16 protein-coding genes are annotated in these 19181 nt (G+C 68.8%); 8 read left to right on the top strand and 8 right to left on the bottom strand.

Going from position 1 to position 19181, the window contains the following annotated elements:
- Window positions 1-14 precede the first annotated feature (14 nt).
- Window positions 15-1712, top strand: coding sequence for an FAD-dependent oxidoreductase (locus tag A5758_RS01915; RefSeq protein ID WP_067735679.1), 1698 nt, complete (start codon window positions 15-17; stop codon window positions 1710-1712).
- Here A5758_RS01915 and A5758_RS01920 read toward each other — a convergent pair.
- Both A5758_RS01920 and A5758_RS01925 read right to left on the bottom strand, forming a co-directional pair.
- Window positions 1709-2167 carry a VOC family protein gene (locus tag A5758_RS01920; RefSeq protein WP_067199990.1) on the bottom strand — a complete coding sequence of 153 codons (459 nt, stop codon included), beginning with the start codon at window positions 2165-2167 and terminating at the stop codon, window positions 1709-1711. The two genes, A5758_RS01915 and A5758_RS01920, sit on opposite strands and share 4 nt — an antisense overlap.
- 132 nt (window positions 2168-2299) lie before the next feature.
- Window positions 2300-3421, bottom strand: coding sequence for a citrate synthase 2 (locus tag A5758_RS01925; RefSeq protein ID WP_067199994.1), 1122 nt, complete (start codon window positions 3419-3421; stop codon window positions 2300-2302).
- 71 nt (window positions 3422-3492) lie between these two features.
- On the opposite strand from A5758_RS01925, the gene pdxH reads away from it, so the two are divergent.
- Together pdxH and A5758_RS01935 are read left to right on the top strand one after the other, a co-directional pair.
- Complete coding sequence (pdxH, locus tag A5758_RS01930) at window positions 3493-4152, top strand: pyridoxamine 5'-phosphate oxidase (RefSeq protein ID WP_067735681.1); 660 nt, start codon at window positions 3493-3495, stop codon at window positions 4150-4152.
- 129 nt (window positions 4153-4281) lie between these two features.
- Window positions 4282-5574 (top strand): citrate synthase, encoded by a 1293-nt coding sequence (locus A5758_RS01935; RefSeq protein ID WP_067200000.1) that lies wholly within the window; start codon window positions 4282-4284, stop codon window positions 5572-5574.
- 110 nt (window positions 5575-5684) lie between these two features.
- Here the strand turns inward: A5758_RS01935 and A5758_RS01940 are convergent, their stop codons facing one another.
- From A5758_RS01940 to A5758_RS01960, 5 genes are all read right to left on the bottom strand, one after another.
- Window positions 5685-7238: an NAD(P)/FAD-dependent oxidoreductase gene (locus A5758_RS01940; RefSeq protein ID WP_067735684.1), complete on the bottom strand. Its 1554-nt coding sequence runs from the start codon at window positions 7236-7238 to the stop codon at window positions 5685-5687.
- 26 nt (window positions 7239-7264) lie between these two features.
- Window positions 7265-7528, bottom strand: coding sequence for a DUF2630 family protein (locus A5758_RS01945; protein WP_067200006.1), 264 nt, complete (start codon window positions 7526-7528; stop codon window positions 7265-7267).
- 174 nt (window positions 7529-7702) lie between these two features.
- The gene (locus A5758_RS01950) at window positions 7703-9043 is read right to left on the bottom strand and encodes a HAMP domain-containing sensor histidine kinase (RefSeq protein ID WP_067735687.1); all 1341 of its coding nucleotides are present in this window, start codon (window positions 9041-9043) and stop codon (window positions 7703-7705) included.
- Window positions 9044-9056: 13 nt separating this feature from the next.
- Window positions 9057-9767 (bottom strand): two-component system response regulator PrrA, encoded by a 711-nt coding sequence (gene prrA / locus A5758_RS01955; RefSeq protein WP_156349628.1) that lies wholly within the window; start codon window positions 9765-9767, stop codon window positions 9057-9059.
- 187 nt (window positions 9768-9954) lie between these two features.
- Entirely contained in the window at window positions 9955-11094 is a 1140-nt protein-coding gene (locus A5758_RS01960) for an FAD-dependent oxidoreductase (protein WP_067735690.1), read from the bottom strand.
- 105 nt (window positions 11095-11199) lie between these two features.
- Here A5758_RS01960 and A5758_RS01965 point away from each other — a divergent pair, with 105 nt between their 5' ends.
- Window positions 11200-11751: a TetR/AcrR family transcriptional regulator gene (locus tag A5758_RS01965; protein ID WP_067200017.1), complete on the top strand. Its 552-nt coding sequence runs from the start codon at window positions 11200-11202 to the stop codon at window positions 11749-11751.
- Window positions 11752-11831: 80 nt separating this feature from the next.
- Here A5758_RS01965 and A5758_RS01970 read toward each other — a convergent pair whose 3' ends face one another.
- Window positions 11832-13304 (bottom strand): carboxyl transferase domain-containing protein, encoded by a 1473-nt coding sequence (locus A5758_RS01970; RefSeq protein ID WP_067735694.1) that lies wholly within the window; start codon window positions 13302-13304, stop codon window positions 11832-11834.
- A 27-nt stretch (window positions 13305-13331) separates the two neighbouring features.
- On the opposite strand from A5758_RS01970, the gene A5758_RS01975 reads away from it, so the two are divergent.
- Genes A5758_RS01975 through A5758_RS01990 form a run of 4 tightly spaced genes read left to right on the top strand, consistent with a single transcriptional unit; the run spans window position 13332 to window position 19167 of the window.
- Window positions 13332-14063, top strand: coding sequence for an enoyl-CoA hydratase (locus tag A5758_RS01975; protein WP_067735701.1), 732 nt, complete (start codon window positions 13332-13334; stop codon window positions 14061-14063).
- 5 nt (window positions 14064-14068) lie between these two features.
- Window positions 14069-15181 carry an MBL fold metallo-hydrolase gene (locus A5758_RS01980; protein ID WP_156622461.1) on the top strand — a complete coding sequence of 371 codons (1113 nt, stop codon included), beginning with the start codon at window positions 14069-14071 and terminating at the stop codon, window positions 15179-15181.
- 39 nt (window positions 15182-15220) lie between these two features.
- A complete protein-coding gene (locus tag A5758_RS01985; RefSeq protein ID WP_067735704.1) occupies window positions 15221-16798 on the top strand; it encodes a serine hydrolase in 1578 nt (525 codons plus the stop codon).
- Entirely contained in the window at window positions 16795-19167 is a 2373-nt protein-coding gene (locus A5758_RS01990; protein ID WP_067735707.1) for a cation-translocating P-type ATPase, read from the top strand. The genes A5758_RS01985 and A5758_RS01990 overlap by 4 nt, the downstream gene beginning before the upstream one ends.
- Window positions 19168-19181 lie beyond the last annotated feature (14 nt).

The raw sequence follows: 19181 nt of genomic DNA on the forward strand, positions 1-19181 counted from the left end.
GCGGGTAATCGTTTATGCCGCATGTTATTACCCAGTCGTGCTGTAACGACGGGTCCTGCGTTTTCGCGTGCCCGGTGAACTGCATTCACCCCACGCCCGATGAGCCGGGCTTCGCCACCTCGGAGATGCTCTACATCGATCCGGTGGCCTGCGTCGACTGCGGTGCGTGCGTGAGCGCCTGCCCCGTCGGCGCCATCGCGCCGGACGGCCGGCTGGATACCAAGCAGCTGCCGTTCGTCGAGATCAACGCATCCTTCTACCCCGAGCGGCCCGAGGGTGAGAAGGTGCCGCCCACGTCGAAGCTGGCCCCGGTGATTCCGGCCGCCCAGGTGCGCGCCCGCCGCCGGCCGCTGACCGTGGCCATCGTGGGATCCGGGCCGGCGGCCATGTATGCCGCCGACGAACTGCTCACCCAGCATGGGGTGCAGGTCAACGTCTTTGAGAAGCTGCCCACGCCCTATGGACTGGTGCGTGCCGGGGTGGCGCCCGATCATCAGAACACCAAACGGGTCACTCGGTTGTTCGACCGGGTCACCGGTCATCGCCGCTTTCGGTTCTACCTCAACGTCGAGGTCGGCAGGCACCTGAGCCACGCCGACCTGCTGGCCCACCACCATGCCGTGATGTACGCCGTCGGCGCCCCCGACGACCGTCGGCTGGAGATCGAGGGCATGGGGCTCCCGGGTACCGGAACCGCTACCGAATTGGTCGCGTGGATCAACGGGCATCCCGACTTTGCCGATCTGCCAGTCGATCTCAGCCACGAGCGGGTGGTGATCGTCGGCAACGGAAACGTCGCGCTCGACGTGGCCCGTGTGCTCACGGCGAACCCTGACGACCTGGCCCGCACCGACATCTCCGATCGCGCATTGGCGGCGTTTCGCGCTTCCGCCGTCCGCGAAGTGGTGATCGCCGCCCGCCGCGGCCCCGCCCAGTCGGCATTCACCTTGCCCGAACTCGTCGGGCTCACGGGCTCATCCGACGTCGTGCTCAGCGCTGCCGACCACGAGTTGGTGGCGGCCGATCTCGCGGCCGCCACGGACGGCTTGACGAGGCGCAAGCTGGAAATCCTGAGCACACTCGGTGACGATTCGGGGCCGCCCCGCAATTCCGGGGGCCCGCGTATCCGGCTGGCCTATCGGCTCACCCCGAACCGTGTGCTTGGTGATGAGCGCGTCACGGGGGTGGAGTTCGCCGTCACCGGAACCGGCGAGCTGTGCCGACTGGACGCAGGTCTGCTGCTGACATCGATTGGCTACCGCGGCATGCCGATTCGCGACCTGCCGTTCGACCAGGCGACCGCGGTGGTCCCCAACGACGGCGGCCGCGTGGTCGATCCCGACTATGGGGCGCCGGTCTCGGGGGCATACGTCGCGGGCTGGATCAAGCGGGGGCCCAGCGGTTTCATCGGCACGAACAAGTCGTGCTCCCTGCAAACCGTTCAGGCCCTGGTAGCCGATTTCAACGCCGGCCACCTGAGCGATCCGGTGGCTGAGCCGGAGGCGCTGGCCAAGCTGGTGCACGCCCGGCAGCCTCACGCCGTCGATGCCCGCGGCTGGCGAGCCATCGACGCCGCCGAGATCGCGCGGGGCAGCGCCGACGGTCGGCCGCGGAACAAGTTCACCGAGGTGGCCGACATGCTCGCCGCCGCTGCCGCCGCCGAGCCCGCGCCGCCGCCGCGACGCGGGCTGCTGGACCGCCTGCTCGGCTAGCCGGCGCCCTGCCCGGCCATCGCGGCCTGAATTTCGTCGTAGCCGACCTCGCGTACCGGCTGACCCATCGACCAATGGTGGCCGAACGGGTCGGCGACCACGCCGTAGCGGTCACCCCAAAACTGGTCGTCCAAGGGAGCGACCACGGTGGCGCCCGCGTCCAGCGCCCGCTGGAACTTGGCGTCGACGTCGGTGACGGTCAGGTGGATGGTGACCGGGGTGCCGCCCAATGACTTGGGCGTCATCGATTTGCCGCCGCACATCTCGGGGAAATCGTCGTTGAGCATGACCAGAAAGCCGTTGATGCGCACGGCGGCGTGGATGAGTTTTCCGTCGGGCCGGGGCACACGCCCCAGCTCCTCGGCGCCGAAAGCCTTGACGTAGAAGTCAATTGCGGCGGCGGCGTCGTCCACCACCAGGTGCGGGGACAGGGCGGGTTCGATGTTGAGCGCCATTGTGGTTCTCCTTGTTGTCGGTTCCCAGGCCGGCCCGAACCGGGCAGGCTCGCGAGTTATGACTGCGCCCGCGACGAAAACTCATCGCGGCGACATTCATTTAATCGCCGGGCACCGACAACCGGCCCCGCCTCAGGCGTTGGTGAGGCTGCGGTCCCAACCCTCGACCGATTCCGGGCTGCGGGGGCCCGGTCCGACATAAATGGCCGACGGGCGCACCAGCTTGCCGAGCCGCTTCTGCTCGAGGATGTGCGCGCACCAGCCGGCGGTGCGTCCGCAGGTGAACATCGCCGGCATCATGTTGGCCTGCACCTGCGCGAAGTCGAGGATCACCGCCGCCCAGAACTCGACGTTGGTCTCGATGGCCCGGTCCGGACGTCGCTCGCGCAGCTCGGCCAGGGCGGCCTGCTCCAGGGCGACCGCGACCTCGTGGCGCGGAGCCTTCAGCCGCTCCGCGGTCGCGCGCAGCACCCGCGCGCGCGGGTCCTCGGCGCGGTAGACGCGGTGTCCGAAGCCCATCAGCTTGTCGCCGCTGTCCAGGATCTTCTTGACCAGCCCGCGGGCGTCACCGGTGCGCTCCACCTCTTCGATCATCGGCAGGACCCGCGCCGGCGCGCCGCCGTGCAGCGGCCCGCTCATGGCCCCGATCGCCCCGGACAACGCCGCGGCCACGTCGGCGCCGGTCGAGGCGATCACCCGCGCGGTGAACGTCGAGGCGTTCATGCCGTGCTCGGCGGCCGAGACCCAGTAGGCGTCGATCGCCTCGACGTGCCTGGGGTCCGGCTCGCCCTGCCAGCGGGTCATGAAACGGGCTGTGACGGTGTCGCATTCATCGATCACCCGCTGCGGTACCGCGGGCTGATAGATGCCGCGGGCGGACTGCGCGACGTAGGACAGTGCCATCACCGATGCCCGGGCCAGCTGATCGCGGGCGGTTGCGTCGTCGGTATCGAGCAGGGGCCGATACCCCCAGATCGGGGCCAGCATCGCCAAACCCGCCTGCACGTCGACGCGCACGTCACCGGTGTGGATGGGCAGCGGGAACGGCTCGGCGGGCGGCAATCCGTGGCCGAACTTACCGTCGACCAGCAGGGCCCACACGTCGCCGAAAGTGACCTGCTGATCCACCAGGTCCTGGATGTCGACACCGCGGTAGCGCAGCGCGCCGCCGTCTTTATCCGGTTCGGCGATCTCGGTGGTGAAGGCGACGACGCCCTCGAGGCCGGGGACGAAGTCTTCGGGGACCACAGTCATGCGAAAATTCTCGCACCCCACGTTCGGGCCGACGCTACCGGCCGGTAGCAAGCCCCGGTAGCGTTGGCGCGATGGCAGGACCAGACTCCGAGCGCCTGCAGAGGATGCGCGTGGAATACGGATCGGCGGAGAAGGACGGCAGTCCCGATCTCGACGCGGACTGGCTCGACGACGGTTGGGTTGCCTTGTTGCGCAAATGGATCGATGAAGCCGAGCGGTCCGGTGTCGCCGAACCGAACGCCATGGTGCTGGCCACCGTCGCCGACGGCAGGCCGACGAGCCGATCGGTGTTGTGCAAGAGCGTCGACGAGTCCGGGATCACATTTTTCACCAACTATGACTCGGCCAAGGGCGCCGATCTCGCGGCGACGCCGTACGCGTCGGTGACATTTCCCTGGTACCAGCTGGGCCGGCAGGTTCACCTCCGCGGACCGGTGAGCAAGGTCACGCCGGAGGCCACCGGGGACTACTGGTCCAAGCGGCCCCGCGGCTCCCAGCTTGGCGCGTGGGCATCGCACCAGTCCCGTCCGATCGCGTCGCGCGCGGCGCTGCTCGACCAGCTGGCCGAGGTCACCGCGGGCTTCGCCGACCGCGAGCAGATTCCGGTGCCACCGGGGTGGGGCGGCTATCTGCTTGCTCCGGAGTCGGTCGAATTCTGGCAGGGCCGGGAGAACCGGTTGCATAACCGGATCCGGGTCGCCGGCGCTCACGTCGAGCGCCTCCAGCCCTAGCCCGCCCCGGGGGTCGGTGCGCCGGGACAGACCCGACCCCGGGCAGGCATGCGAACGCGACAACGACTACCTTCACCTATAAGCACCTAGTCAGGGCAGCCATACCAGCCAGAGCGCAAAGGGGTTCTCGTGGCCGACACCGACGACACCGCAACTCTGAAGTACCCGGGGGGCGAGATCGACCTGGAGATCGTTCGCGCCACCGAAGGTGCGGACGGGATTGCCCTCGGTTCCCTGTTGTCCAAAACCGGGCACACCACCTTCGACAACGGCTTCGTCAACACCGCCGCGTGCAAGAGCGCGATCACCTACATCGACGGTGACGCCGGGATTCTGCGGTACCGCGGCTACCCGATCGAGCAGCTCGCCGAGAAGTCGACCTTCATCGAAGTGAGCTACCTGCTGATCTACGGCGAGCTGCCGGACAAGGACCAGCTCGCCGAGTTCACCAAGCGGATCCAGCTGCACACCATGCTGCACGAGGACCTCAAGCGCTTCTTCGACGGCTTCCCCCGCAACGCACACCCCATGCCGGTGCTGTCCAGCGTGGTGAACGCGCTGAGCGCCTACTATCCCGACGCGCTCGACCCGATGGACAACAACCAGGTCGAGCTGTCGACGATCCGCCTGCTCGCGAAATTGCCCACCATCGCCGCGTACGCCTACAAGAAGTCCGTCGGCCAGCCGTTCCTCTACCCGGACAACAAGCTGACGCTGGTGGAGAACTTCCTGCGAATGACGTTCGGGCTGCCCGCAGAGCCCTATCAAGCCGACCCCGAGGTGGTCCGGGCGCTGGACATGCTGCTCATCCTGCACGCCGACCACGAGCAGAACTGCTCGACGTCGACGGTGCGGCTGGTGGGGTCGTCGCGGGCCAACCTGTTCACCTCGATCTCCGGCGGCATCAACGCGCTGTGGGGGCCGCTGCACGGCGGAGCCAACCAGGCGGTGCTCGAGATGCTCGAGCAGATCCGCGAAAGTGGCGACGACGTCAGCGAGTTCGTCCGCAAGGTGAAGAACCGCGAAGAGGGCGTCAAGCTGATGGGCTTCGGCCACCGGGTCTACAAGAACTACGACCCCCGCGCCCGCATCGTCAAGGAACAGGCCGACAAGATCCTGGCCAAGCTCGGCGGCGACCCGCTGCTGGAGATCGCCAAGGAATTGGAAGAGGCGGCGCTGACCGACGACTACTTCATCGAGCGCAAGCTGTACCCGAACGTCGACTTCTACACCGGGCTGATCTACCGGGCCCTCGGCTTCCCCGTCCGGATGTTCACCGTGCTGTTCGCGTTGGGCCGGCTGCCCGGTTGGGTCGCGCACTGGCGTGAGATGCACGACGAGGGTGACAGCAAGATCGGCCGCCCGCGCCAGATTTACACCGGCTACACCGAGCGCGACTACACCACCATCGACGCGCGCTAGTGGCGATCGCGAGCGCGGCGTAGCCGGGCGCTGCGGGTCGCCACCGATGAGCTAGTGGCGATCGCGAGCGCGGCGTAGCCGGGCGCTGCGGGTCGCCACCGATCAGGTCATCAGCAGAGCGAGGCCAATACCGCCATGGCGGCGTTGTGCCCGCCGATGCCCGACACTGCGCCGCCGCGGCGGGCACCGGAGCCGCACAACATGATCCGCTCGTGGGAGGTCGCCACCCCCCATTGTCGTGCGGGCGTGTTCAGCGGGTCGTCGTCGTCCGCGAACGGCCACGACAGGCCGCCGTGGAAGATGTTGCCGGCCGTCATCCCGAGCGTGCGGTGCAAGTCCAGGGTGGTCGTCGTCTCGATGCACGGCCGGCCCTGAGCGTCGCTCATCAACACGTCCTGAATGGGTTCGGCCAGAACGGAATTCAGTGACGCCAGTACCGACTCGGTCAGCCGGTCACGCAGGGCGCCGGAGTAGCTGCCGTCGAACAACGAGTGCGGGGTGTGCAGACCGAACACCGTCATCGTGTGGGCGCCCGATTCGCGCAGGTCGGCCGACAAGATGCTCGGGTCGGTCAGCGAATGGCAATAGGCTTCGCACGGTAGCGGATTCGGGATATTCCCGTTGGCCGCGCGCGAATATCCGGCGTCCAGTTGGGTCCAGGTCTCGTTCACATGGAACGTCCCGGCGAAGGCCTGTTCGGGGCTGACGCCGTCGTCACGCAATCGGGGCAGTCGCCGCAGCACCATGTTCACCTTGACCTGCGCGCCCTGGGCGGGGGTCGGCGGCCGTTCGCCGAGCAGGCCTGCCAAGACCGCGGGTGTGACGCCGGCGAGGACGAACCGGCCCTTTATCAGGTGGTCCTCGTCGCCGGTGCGGTAGCGCACCAGGCCGTCGGGTTCGACGTTGTAAACCTCTGCGCCAGTGATGATTTCGGCACCGTGGCCGACGGCGGCCGTTGCCAGGGCATCGGTCAGTGCGCCCATCCCGCCGACGGGAACATCCCAGTCGCCGGTGCCGCCGCCCAGCACGTGATAGAGGAAGCAGACGTTCTGGATCAGCGACGGGTCGTCAAGGCGCGCGAACGTTCCGATCAGCGCGTCGGTCGCGATCACACCGCGGACCACGTCGTTGCGTACGGCGGCGGTGATGGCATGCCCGATCGGCTCGTCGATCATCGCGTGCCACGCGGCCGCCGCCTCGGGGTCACCGCTTCCCGAGACATGGAGGCGGGCCTGCTCGCGGGTGCGCAGCGGTTCCAGCAGTGTCGGCCATAGCCGTTGGGTCACCAGTCGGCAGCGTCGGTAGAAGGAGGCGAACCCCTGCTCATCGGGGCCGGCGCCGATCGCGGCGAACGTGTCGCCGGCAGCACCGATCAACAGCCCACTGCGGCCATCGGCGTCGGGGTCGGGCGTGTACGAGGAATACTGCCGCCGGGCCAGCCGCACCGCCGCACCCAGGTCGGCGACGATGCGGGACGGCAACAAGCTGACCAGGTAGGAGTAGCGGGAGAGCCGGACGCCGACACCGTCGAAGGCCTGCGCCGAAACCGCGGCACCGCCGATGTGACCCTGCCGCTCCAGCAACCGCACCCGAAGGCCCGCGCGAGCCAGGTACGACGCCGCGACCAGGCCGTTGTGACCGCCACCAATCACTATGGCGTCCAAGGCACCGCCATCTGCCGCGTGATGGCTCAGTTCAGGTAGCCCTCCACCTCGCCCGGCGGACGAACCTCGGCCTCCCGGGGGTCACCGCCGGTTTCACGCAGCGCCCGCCGCTGTCGCAGCAGGTCCCAACACTGGTCCAGCTCGACCTCCAGCCGGCGCAGGCGGTCGTGTTCCTCCGATTCGGCGATGTCGCGGTGTTGCAGCTGCTCCCGCAGGGCTTTCTCCTGTGCGACCAGGTCGCGGATGTGTGCCAGGGTTTCGTTGTCGGTCGGTTTCTTGCCGTTGGCCATCGCTCCAGTGTGCCCGACCGGGCGTGGGCCGAATCGCTAGGTTGCCCATCGCCCGCCGGGCGCGCAGCACAGGCCAACGAACCGACGGAGGCGAAACCCTTGTGCCATAGCCGATTCAGAGCCTGCCACGACGAAGATCCCGACGGTGTCGCTCGCGCTCCGGCACCCGAAGCGCTAGCTCGGGCCGGGGAGGCGCAGCACCAGGCGGGCGCCGCCAAGCGGGCTGCTTTCCAGTGCAGCGGTTCCGCCGTGCAGGTGGGCCTGTTGGGCCACCAACGCCAGCCCCAGGCCCGACCCGGAATGGGAGGCGGTCGACCCGCGGGAGAACCGTTCGAACACCACCTGGCGTTCGTCTTCGGGCACGCCGCTGCCGTTGTCGTCGATGGCGATCTCCACCCCGGCGCGCGAGCTGACCGCCGAGAGGAGGACCCGGGTCGCGCCGCCGTGCTTGACGGCGTTGGCGATCGCGTTGTCCACCGCCAGGCGCAGTCCGGCCGGTAATCCGACGATGATGCACGTCGGCGACGGCACCAGTGACACGTCGAGGTCGGGGTAGATGCGCATCGCGTCGTGGGCGGCGCGGTCAAGCAGCTCGGTGATGTCGACCGGCACCTGATCGTCGGATGTCGACAGTTCGCCCTGGGCGAGCCGCTCCAGGGCGCTCAGGGTGGCCTCGATCCGCGACTGGGTGCGGATGACGTCGCTCAGCACCTCTTTGCGTTGGTCGTCGGGCATGTCCAGGGTGGCCAGCACCTCGAGGTTCGTGCGCATCGCCGTCAAGGGCGTGCGCAGCTCGTGCGACGACACGGCGGCGAAGTCGCGGGCCGACGCCAGCGCCTCCTTGGTCCGGATCTGCTCATCCCAGATGCGCTGCAGCATGCCCCGCATGGCCTCGGCGATCTCGACGGCCTCGGTGGCGCCGTGCACCTCGACCCGCGGTGCCTCGTCGCCGGCATCGATCGATTGGGTCTGCTGCGCCAGCTGCTTGAACGGGCGCACCGCGAACGCGGCCAGCAACCAGGCGAACACAGCCGCCGCGCCAATGGCGAAGCCACAGATCAGCAGTACTCGCCGGTGCAGATTGTTGGTTTCGGCGAGCGTCGCGTCATACGTCGCACCCACGGCCAGCGACGTGGGCTCCGGCGCGGGAATCTCCACCGTCCGCACCCGGTAGCGCACGCCTTTGACGTAAGCGTCGGCGTAATCGACGTCCAGCTTGGGCAGCGTCACATAGGAGTTCGACTTGACCTGGTCGCCGCGGCGGACCGTCATGATGGCGTCGTTGTCGTTGGGGGAGCGCGGGATTTCGTCGAGGCCGCGCGGCAGGAAAGGGATGGCGAATCCCGCGGCCTCGTCGAGGCGGCGGTCCAGCCGTTCCTTGCGGTCGTTGGTGATGCCCACCCAGACGACGATCCCGACGATGAGCACGGGAATGGCGGCGCCGATGGCGGTCGCGACCACGACCCGGGCGCGCAGCGAAGGCGTACGGGTCAGGATGCGGGATAGAAAGTTCATGGGGCCCGCCTGGTTACTGCATACGCAGCACGAACCCTACTCCGCGGACGGTGTGCAGCAGCCGGGGACCGCCATTGGCCTCCAGCTTGCGGCGCAGGTACCCGATGAACACGTCGACGACGTTGGTGTCGGCGGCGAAGTCGTAACCCCACACCAGTTCCAGCAACTGCGCGCGGGACAGGACCGCGGTCTTGTGCTCGGCCAACACCGCCAGCAGGTCGAACTCCCGCTTGGTCAGGTCGACGTCGACGCCGTTGACGCGGGCGCGCCGGCCGGGGATGTCCACCTCGAGCGGGCCCACCGTGATGGTTTCCGAGGAGGAGGTGGCGGTCGCGCCGCGACGGCGAAGCAGCGCCTTCACCCGCGCGACAAGCTCGGCCAACACGAACGGTTTGACCAAGTAGTCGTCGGCGCCGGCCTCGAGTCCGGCGACCCGGTCGTCGACCGAGCTGCGGGCGGACAGCACGCAGACCGGGACGTCGTTGTCCATCGCCCTGAGCGCGGTGACGACGCTGACGCCGTCCAGCACCGGCATGTTGATGTCGAGCACGATCGCGTCCGGCCGGGTCTCGGTGGCGCTGCGCAAGGCTTCGGCGCCGTCGACCGCGGTCGACACCTCGAATCCGGACAGCCGCAGGCCGCGTTCCAGCGACGCGAGCACATCAGAGTCGTCGTCGACGACCAAGACGCGGGGTGAGATGCCACCAGTGTCCATGCCGCCCATCTTGCCTGATTGTTGATCGCGGCGGTGCCCTGGCCGGGCCGTCGATGCCTAAAAGGTTACGTTTTCGACGCTGGGCCGCGACTGCCCGTTGGGATGGGCGGGTCACCCCGAGATCGGTTGGTGTGACGCGGCATTCGCGTCCGGGGCGATTTGTGTCCGATTGATGTTGCCCCCGTGAGGGTTTGGGTCATTCCGTGGAGAGTCCGCTCAGCCGCACCGCCAGCTGCCGGCGCACCGCGGGAACCCCTGCGGCCTGGCGCATTCCCGTGTTGCGCAGGGGGCGCAACGGGCGCGGCAGGGTCGCGACCCGGGTCAGCCGTCCAGTCAGTTTCAGCACCCGCTCGGCGCGGCGGCGCTGCGCGGTGCTGTAGGCATCCAGCGCGGCGTCCGGGCCGTCCCCCAGAACCTCGGCGAGCGCCCCGGCCAGCGCCACTGCGTCGGTGATCCCGAGGTTCATGCCCTGGCCCCCGGCCGGGCTGTGCACGTGCGCCGCGTCGCCGGCCAGCAGCAGTCGGCCGGAGCGGTACGTGTCGGCGACGCGGTGGTGGATGTGGAACCGCGACCCCCAGACCAGCTCGGTGACGACCGTCTGCCCCGGCCCGAAGCCCCGGGTGTCCAGGAGTGCCTGCACAAATTCCGCCGACGGCAGCTGCGGCGCGTCGGCGGTCGGCGCGACGACACGGAAAATGTCGCCGGGCAGCGGGGCCAGCACCGTCAGGCCGTCTTTGGCGTAGAACAGGATCACCTCGTTGCGGGGCGCTTCGCCGGTCACTCGCACGTCGGCGAGCGTGAAAGCCTCGGCGAATTCCCCACCGGTGAAGCCGATTCCGGCTTGCGTCCGGACCGTGCTGTTCATGCCGTCCGACCCGACGGCGTAGGCGGCCCTGATGGTGTCGCCGTCGTCGAATGTGGCCGTCACGCTGGTGGCGTCCTGGCTGATGCGGCTCAGTGTCTTGGGGCGGACCACGTCGCCGCCCAACTCCTGGAGCCGCTCGAGCAGCAGCCGCTCGGTGTCGGCCTGGGACAGCATCAGGGTGTAGGGATGGTCCGTCGGCAGCTCGCTGAAGTCGACGGGGATCAGGATGCGCCGGCCCTCCCGCATGGTGAATCGCGGCGCGATCAGCCCCGCCTTGACCATGCGCCGGGCCACGTCGAGCTCCTCGAGCACCTCGAGGGTGCGGGCGTTGACGGCGGCGGCGCGGGACGTGTTCGCGCCCTCGGCCAACTTGTCGACCACCACTACCCGAATTCCGCGGCTGAGCAGTGTGGCGGCGAGCGTGAGGCCGGTGGGGCCCGCGCCTACCACCAGGACATCGGTGTCTTTCATGGTCCGCTCCTCTCCCTGGTGAGTTAAGTCAACGCTTGTTGGCATACCTCCATGCTTGCGCGCCGCTGGCGCAATGTCAACAGTTGTTGGCCTACACTCGTTGGCATGAGAAGGTCGTCGGAGGAGACCAAGGCGGTGATTCTGGCGGCGGCCCGCGAGCGGTTCGGCGCGGCCGGCTTTCAGGGCGCGACCATTCGGGCGATCGCCGCCGACGCGGGCATCGATCCCGCGATGGTCATGCGGTACTACGGCAGCAAGGACAAGCTGTTCGCCGCGGCGGCCGAGTTCGACTTGCGGTTTCCCGACCTCGCCTCGACCGACCCGGCGCAGGTCGGGCGGTCGCTTGTCCGGCACTTTCTCGAACGCTGGGAGGGCGACGAGGCGCTCGTCATCCTGCTGCGGTCCAGCGCCACCAACGGCGAAGCGGCCCAACGGATGCAGGAAATCTTCGGAAGCCAGATCCAGCCGCTGGTGGCTTCCTTCGTGCCGCCGCAAGATTCCGCTGTGCGGGCAGGGCTGATCGCGACCCAGATCCTGGGGATGGCGTTGTGCCGCTTCGTGTTACGGCTACCCCCGATCGTGGAGATGACCCGCGACGAGATCGTCGACTGGCTCGGCCCGACCATTCAGCGCTACCTCGGGCTGCCGGACGGCTGACTCGCGAGACGTAAACCACGGTGACGTTTTGCGGCGTGTCGTGTGCGTGGCTTACGTGTCGTGAAGCGCTCGGCGAAATGTCAGGGCAATCCGATGCGGCGGTAGCGCTGCAAGCGGGCCGTCAACCGTTCGCCCGCGGGGAGCGCCCGCAGCGTGTGCACCTCGGCGGCGATGGCGCGCGAGAGTCGCTGGCAGAACTCGACCGGCTCGTCGGCGGCGTCGGGATGCTCCGGCACGACGGCGTCGACGATGCCCGACGCCAGCAGGTCGGCCGACCGGATGCCTTGCGCCGCGGCAAGTTCGGCGGCGTGGGCGGTGTCTCGGAAGACGATCGCACTGGCGCCTTCGGGCGGGAGCGGCGCCAGCCAAGCGTGCAGCGCGGCCAGCACCCGATCGGCGGGCACCATCGCCAGCGCCGGCCCGCCGCTGCCCTGGCCGAGCAGCACCGACACCGTCGGGGTATCGAGGGTCACCAGCTCGGCCAGGCACTGGGCGATCTGGCCGGCCAGCCCGCCCTGTTCGGCCTCGGCCGACAGCGCGGGACCGGCGGTGTCGATCACCAGCACCAGCGGAAGGCGCAGCTCGGCGGCCAGCGCCATGCCGCGCCGGGCCTCGCGCAGCGACGCGGGCCCCACCGTCCCGCCCGTCACCCGCTGCTGTCCGAGCACCACCGCGGGCTGACCGGCGAAACGGGCCAGCGCTAGCAGGGTCGTCGCCGCTTCTCCCTGCCCCGTGCCCGACAGCAGTACCCGATCGGTGGCGCCGTGGCGTAGCAGCAGCCCGACACCCGGCCGGTCGGGGCGGCGGGACGCCACCACCGAGTCCCACGCCGGCACGTCGGGGAGCGGTTCGGCCGGCGCCGCCGCCGGTAGGGGATCGGGTGGGTCGGCGATGACGGTCAGCGCGCGATCCAGCGTCCGGCGCAGCTCGCCAACCGGGACGACCCCGTCGATCACGCCGTGGCGCTGCAGGTTCTCCGCCGTCTGGACGCCTTCGGGGAACGGTTCGCCGTAGAGCAGCTGGTACACCCGGGGCCCGAGGAAGCCGATCATCGCGTCCGGTTCGGCGACGGTGACATGGCCGAGCGAACCCCACGACGCGAACACCCCGCCGGTGGTGGGATTGCGCAGGTAGACCAGGTAGGGCAGGTGGGCCTGCTTGTGCAGGCGGACGGCGGCGGCGATCTTCACCATCTGCAGGAAGGCGACGGTGCCCTCCTGCATGCGGGTGCCGCCGGAGCTCGGCGAGGCCAGCAGCGGCAGGCCTTCGGCGGTCGCTCGCTGCACCGCGGCGGTGATCCGTTCGGCCGCGGCCACCCCGATCGAGCCGCCGAGGAAGCCGAACTCGCAGACCACCACCGCGACCCGGCGTCCGTAGATGCGTCCCTCGCCGGTCAGCACCGATTCGTCCAGGCCGGTGGCCGCCCGCGCGTCGGCCAGCTCTCGCGCGTAGGCCTCGCTGACCGGCACCGCGAGCGGCTCGCTGTCCCACCGGATGAAGGAGCCCTCGTCCAGCACCGCGTCGCGCAGCTGAGCAGCCGTGATACGACTCACGACACGAGGCTATATAGGGTGGCTGCCATGATCGGTGTTACCCAGGCCGAAGCCGTGCTGACGATTGAGCTGCAGCGGCCCGAGCGCCGCAACGCGCTGAATTCCCAGCTCGTCGAGGAGCTGCGGGAGGCGTTCCAGAAGGCGAGCGACGGCTCCGTCCGTGCCATCGTGCTGACCGGCCAGGGCACCGCGTTCTGCGCCGGCGCCGACCTGAGCGGCGACGCGTTTGCCGCCGACTATCCGGACCGGCTCATCGAGCTGCACAAGGTGATGGATACCACGCTGATCCCGGTGATCGCCGCCATCAACGGCCCCGCCATCGGCGCGGGCCTGCAGCTGGCCATGCAGTGCGATCTGCGGGTCGTCGCACCGGACGCGTTCTTCCAGTTCCCGACATCGAAATACGGTCTGGCGCTTGATAACTGGAGCATCCGCCGGTTGTCTTCGCTGGTCGGGCACGGGCGAGCCCGCGCGATGCTGCTGGCCGCGGAGAAGCTGACCGCCGACGCCGCGCTGCAGACCGGAATGGCCAACCGCATCGGAACGCTGGCCGACGCCCAAGCGTGGGCCGCCGAGATCGCCGGCCTGGCACCGCTGGCGATTCAGCATGCCAAGCGCGTGCTGAACGACGACGGCGCCATCGAGGAGGCCGGGCCGGTGCACAAGGAGCTGTTCGACAGGGCGTGGGGCAGCCAGGACGTCATCGAGGCCCAGGTCGCCCGCATCGAGAAGCGACCGCCGAAGTTCCAGGGGGCCTGACCGTCATGCTGCGGGGGGCGCTGCGACTGGCCGCCGGCACGGCTTCGCTGGTGGCCGGCAGCTGGGTGGTGCGGGCGCTGCACGGCGCACCGGCGGCCCTCGGCGCCCACCCCGCCGCGATCAGGGCGATGGCGGAGCGGTCACCGAACTACCGCGACGGCGCGTTCGTCAACCTCGACCCCGCCTCCAATTTCATGATGGATCGCGAAGAACTGCGGCTCGTCGCCTGGGAGCTCATCGGCAGTCGGGGCGTGAGCCGGCCTTCGGCGCCAATCCCGTTGGCCGCTCCCGCGATCTTCGACGGTGACCCCGGCCGGCTCGCCGTCAGCTGGTTCGGTCACTCGACGGCGCTGCTGGAGATCGACGGTTACCGGGTGCTCACCGACCCGGTCTGGAGCGACCGGTGCTCACCGTCGGACATCGTCGGACCGCAGCGGCTGCACCCGCCGCCGGTGCAACTGGAAGGGCTGCCCGCCGTCGACGCGGTGGTGATCAGCCATGACCACTACGACCACCTCGATATGGACACGGTGACGGCGCTGGCCCGCACGCAGCGGGCCCCGTTCTTCGTGCCGCTCGGTGTCGGCGCTCACCTGCGCGCGTGGGGGATGCCGGAGCACCGCATCGTCGAGCTCGACTGGCATCAGAGCGGCCTGGTCGACGAGCTGACCGTGACTTGCCTGCCGGCGCGGCACTTTTCGGGTCGCTTCCTGGATCGCAATACCACGCTGTGGGCGTCGTGGACATTCATCGGTCCGAATCATCGCGCCTACTTCGGCGGCGACACCGGCTACACCAAGAGCTTCGCGCAGATCGGCGCCGACCATGGGCCGTTCGACCTGACGCTGTTGCCCATCGGCGCCTACAACACCGCGTGGCCCGACGTCCACATGAACCCCGAGGAAGCGGTACGGGCGCACCTGGACCTCACAGGTGACGGACTGCTAGTGCCGATTCATTGGGGCACATTCCGGCTGGCCCCCCACCCGTGGGCCGAGCCGGTTGAACGCCTGCTCGCCGCCGCGGAACCGGAACACGTCAAAGTTGCGGTCCCCGCCCCCGGCCAACGCATCGATCCCGCGGCGCCGCCGAAATCGAACCCCTGGTGGCGGCTCTGATTCAGGGGTCCGCCAACCTCCCCACGCTAAAGTTCCGCCATGACGAAACGCGCGGCCGCGGCCGTTGCCACGGTGCTGCTCGGCCTGACCGGATGCGGGCCCGCCCAACCGGTATCCAGCCCGCCCGCGCTCTCTGACGCGCCGCCCAACGAGGTGTCGGGTCTCGCGATCCCCGCCGGCCGCGTCGACGAAGCGGTCGCCAAGGTCGACGGCCTCGTCGGCGACCTGATGAAGAGTACCGGCGTCCCGGGCATGGCCGTGGCCATCGTCCACGGCGGAAAGGTGCTGTACGTCAAGGGGTTCGGCATCAAGGATGTGAGCAAGGGGCAGGGCCAGGACAACAAGGTGGACGCCGACACCGTTTTCCAGTTGGCTTCGGTGTCCAAGTCGGTCGGCTCGACGGTGGTCGCGCACGAAGTCAGTGACAACGTCGTCGCATGGGACACCCCGGTGGCGTCGAAGCTACCGTGGTTCACGCTGAGCGATCCCTACGTCACGGGCCACGTCACCGTCGCCGACCTGTATTCGCATCGCTCCGGGCTGCCCGACCATGCCGGTGACAAACTCGAAGACTTGGGCTACGACCGTCGGCAGACCCTCGAACGGCTGAAGTACTTGCCGTTGGCTCCGTTTCGAACCAGCTACGCCTACACCAACTATGGGGTAACCGCGGCGGCCGAGGCGGTGGCCGCCGCGGCGGGCAAGTCATGGGAGGACCTGTCCAACGAGGTGCTCTACCGCCCCCTGGGGATGACATCGACCAGTTCGCGGTTCGCCGACTTCGTCGCACGACCCAACCATGCGGTCAACCACATCAAGATCGCCGACAGATGGGAGGCCCGATTCCAGCGGGACCCCGATCCACAGTCACCCGCGGGCGGGGTGAGCTCGTCGGTGAACGACATGGCCCACTGGCTGATGATGTTGCTGGGCAACGGAACGTACAACGGACAGCGGATCGCGTCGCCGGAAGCCCTGCTGGCCGCCACCAGCCCGCAGACGGTTTCGGTGCCCGCGAAGACGCCCAAGGCGCGCTCGGGGTTCTACGGATACGGCTTCAACGCGTCGGTCGACTCGTCGGGCCGCACCGAATACAGTCATTCCGGCGCTTTCGATTTGGGGGCGGCGACAAACTTCGTGGTGATGCCCTCGGAGGACTTGGGCATCATCGCGCTGACGAATGGCGCGCCCTATGGCATCCCGGAGACGTTGACCGCCGAATTCATGGATGTTGTCCAGTACGGCCAGATTCGTGAGGACTGGGGGGCTCTGTACCGGAAGGCGATCGGCTGGCTGAACAACCCGGAGGGGTCGCTGGTCGGCAAGCAGCCGCCGGCCAACCCCGCGCCGGCCAGGCCGCTCAGCGACTACGCGGGCGTGTATGCCAGCGACTACTGGGGCCCGGCCGTCGTCACCGAACACGACGGCTCCCTGCAGCTGGCGATGGGCCCCAAGAACCGGACGGTCACGCTGACGCACTGGGACGGCGACACCTTCACCTTCGGTCTGACCGACGAAAACGCCCCGCCCGGAACGATTTCCAAGGCCACCTTCGCGGGACGGACGCTCAACCTGGAGTACTACGACTCGGACAAGCTGGGAACGTTCACCCGATGATCGCCGGTCTGACCGATGCCGAGGTGGCGCAGCGGGTCGCCGAGGGCAAGAGCAACGCGGTCCGCGAACGCGCCACCCGCAGCATCGCCGACATCGTGCGGGCCAACGTCTTCACCCGGATCAACGCGATCCTGGGGGTGTTGCTGCTGATCGTGCTGGCGACGGGCTCGCTGATCAACGGGATGTTCGGCCTGCTCATCATCGCCAACAGCGTCATCGGCATGGTCCAAGAGATTCGTGCCAAACGAACGCTGGATGCGCTCGCCATCGTCGGGCAGGCGAAACCGTTGGTGCGCAGGCAATCCGGGACGCGCACGCTGTTGCCCTCCGAGGTGGTGCTCGACGACATCATCGAACTCGGGCCCGGGGACCAAGTCGTCGTCGACGGCCAGATCGTCGAAGAGGCGAATCTGGAGGTCGACGAGTCGTTGCTGACCGGCGAGGCCGACCCGATGGCCAAGGCCACCGGTGATGCGGTCATGTCGGGCAGCTTCGTCGTCGCCGGCGCGGGCGCCTACCGCGCCACCAAGGTCGGGCCGGAGGCCTACGCCGCCAAGCTCGCCGAAGAGGCCAGTAAGTTCACGTTGGTCAAATCCGAACTGCGCAACGGGATCAACCGGATCCTGCAGTTCATCACCTACCTGTTGGTGCCGGCCGGCCTGCTGACGATCTACACCCAGTTCTTCACCACGCACGCGGGCTGGCGGCAGTCCGTGCTCCGGACCGTGGGTGCATTGGTCCCGATGGTGCCCGAAGGCCTGGTCTTGCTGACGTCGGTCGCGTTCGCCGTCGGGGTGGTCCGGCTCGGGCAGCGCCGGTGTCTCGTGCAGGAGCTGCCCGCGATCGAGGGACTCGCCCGGGTCGATGTGGTCTGCGCGGACAAGACGGGCACCCTGACCGAGAACGGCATGCGTGTCGCGGGTGTCGAGGAACTCGAAGCGGCACAGCGGCACAGGGTCACCGACGCCCTGGCGGCGTTGGCCGCCGCCGACCCGCGCCCCAATGCGAGCATGCAGGCGATCGCCGAGAGCTATGGGCGTCCACCCGGCTGGATCGCCACGGCCACCGCGCCGTTCAAGTCGGCCACCAAGTGGAGCGGGGTGTCCTTCGGGGATAACGGCAACTGGGTGATCGGAGCGCCGGATGTGCTGCTCGATCCGGCGTCGGCGGCGGCCGAACAGGCCGAGCGGATCGGCGCGCAGGGTTTGCGGGTGCTGCTGGTCGGCACCGGCGACGTCGCCGTCGACCATCCGGACGCGCCGGGCCGCGTCACCCCCGTCGCGCTGGTGGTGCTCGAGCAGCGGGTGCGCCCCGATGCCGCGGACACACTGAATTATTTTGCCGGGCAGGGTGTTTCGGTCAAGGTCATTTCCGGCGACAACGCGGTGTCGGTCGGCGCCGTCGCCGACAAGCTCGGGCTGCGCGGGGAGACGATGGACGCGCGGCGGCTGCCGGCGGAGCCCGCGCAATTGGCCGACACGCTGGACGCCTACACCACGTTCGGCCGGGTGCGGCCCGACCAGAAGCGGGCGATGGTGCACGCCCTGCAATCGCACGGGCATACGGTCGCGATGACCGGTGACGGCGTCAACGACGTGCTGGCGCTCAAGGATGCCGACATCGGTGTCGCGATGGGTGCCGGCAGCCCGGCGTCGCGCGCGGTCGCGCAGATCGTGTTGCTGGACAACAGGTTTGCCACCCTGCCGTATGTCGTCGGCGAGGGCCGGCGGGTGATCGGCAACATCGAGCGGGTCGCCAACCTGTTCTTGACCAAGACCGTCTACTCGGTGTTGCTGGCGCTGCTGGTCGGCATCGAATGCCTGTTCGCCAAACCGCTCAAAGCCGATCCCTTGCTGTACCCGTTTCAGCCGATACACGTCACCATCGCGGCGTGGTTCACCATCGGGATCCCGTCGTTCATCCTGTCGCTCGCCCCCAATAACGAACGCGCCTACCCGGGCTTCGTGCGGCGGGTGCTGAGCTCGGCGCTGCCCTCCGGGCTCATCGTCGGCACCGCGACTTTCGGGTCCTACCTGTTGGCCTATCACGGCCGGCACGCGACGTTCCAGCAACAGGCGCAGGCGTCGACCGCGGCCCTAATCACGCTGCTGATGACGGCGCTGTGGGTGCTCGCGGTGGTCGCGCGCCCCTACCAGTGGTGGCGGGTCGCGCTGGTGCTCGGCTCCGGCCTGGCCTACGTGGTGATCTTCAGCATCCCGCTGGCCCGCCGGGCGTTTCTGCTCGATCCCTCCGATGTCGTGGTGACGTCGACCGCAGTGGGAATCGGCCTACTGGGCGCCGGCGCCATCGAGGCGATGTGGTGGATCCGGGCGCGGGTGCTGGGCGTGCAGCCGCGACTGTGGCGCTAACGGGCGCCAAGTAG

The organism is Mycobacterium sp. 852014-50255_SCH5639931, assembly GCF_001665605.1.
GTDB lineage: Bacteria > Actinomycetota > Actinomycetes > Mycobacteriales > Mycobacteriaceae > Mycobacterium > Mycobacterium paraffinicum.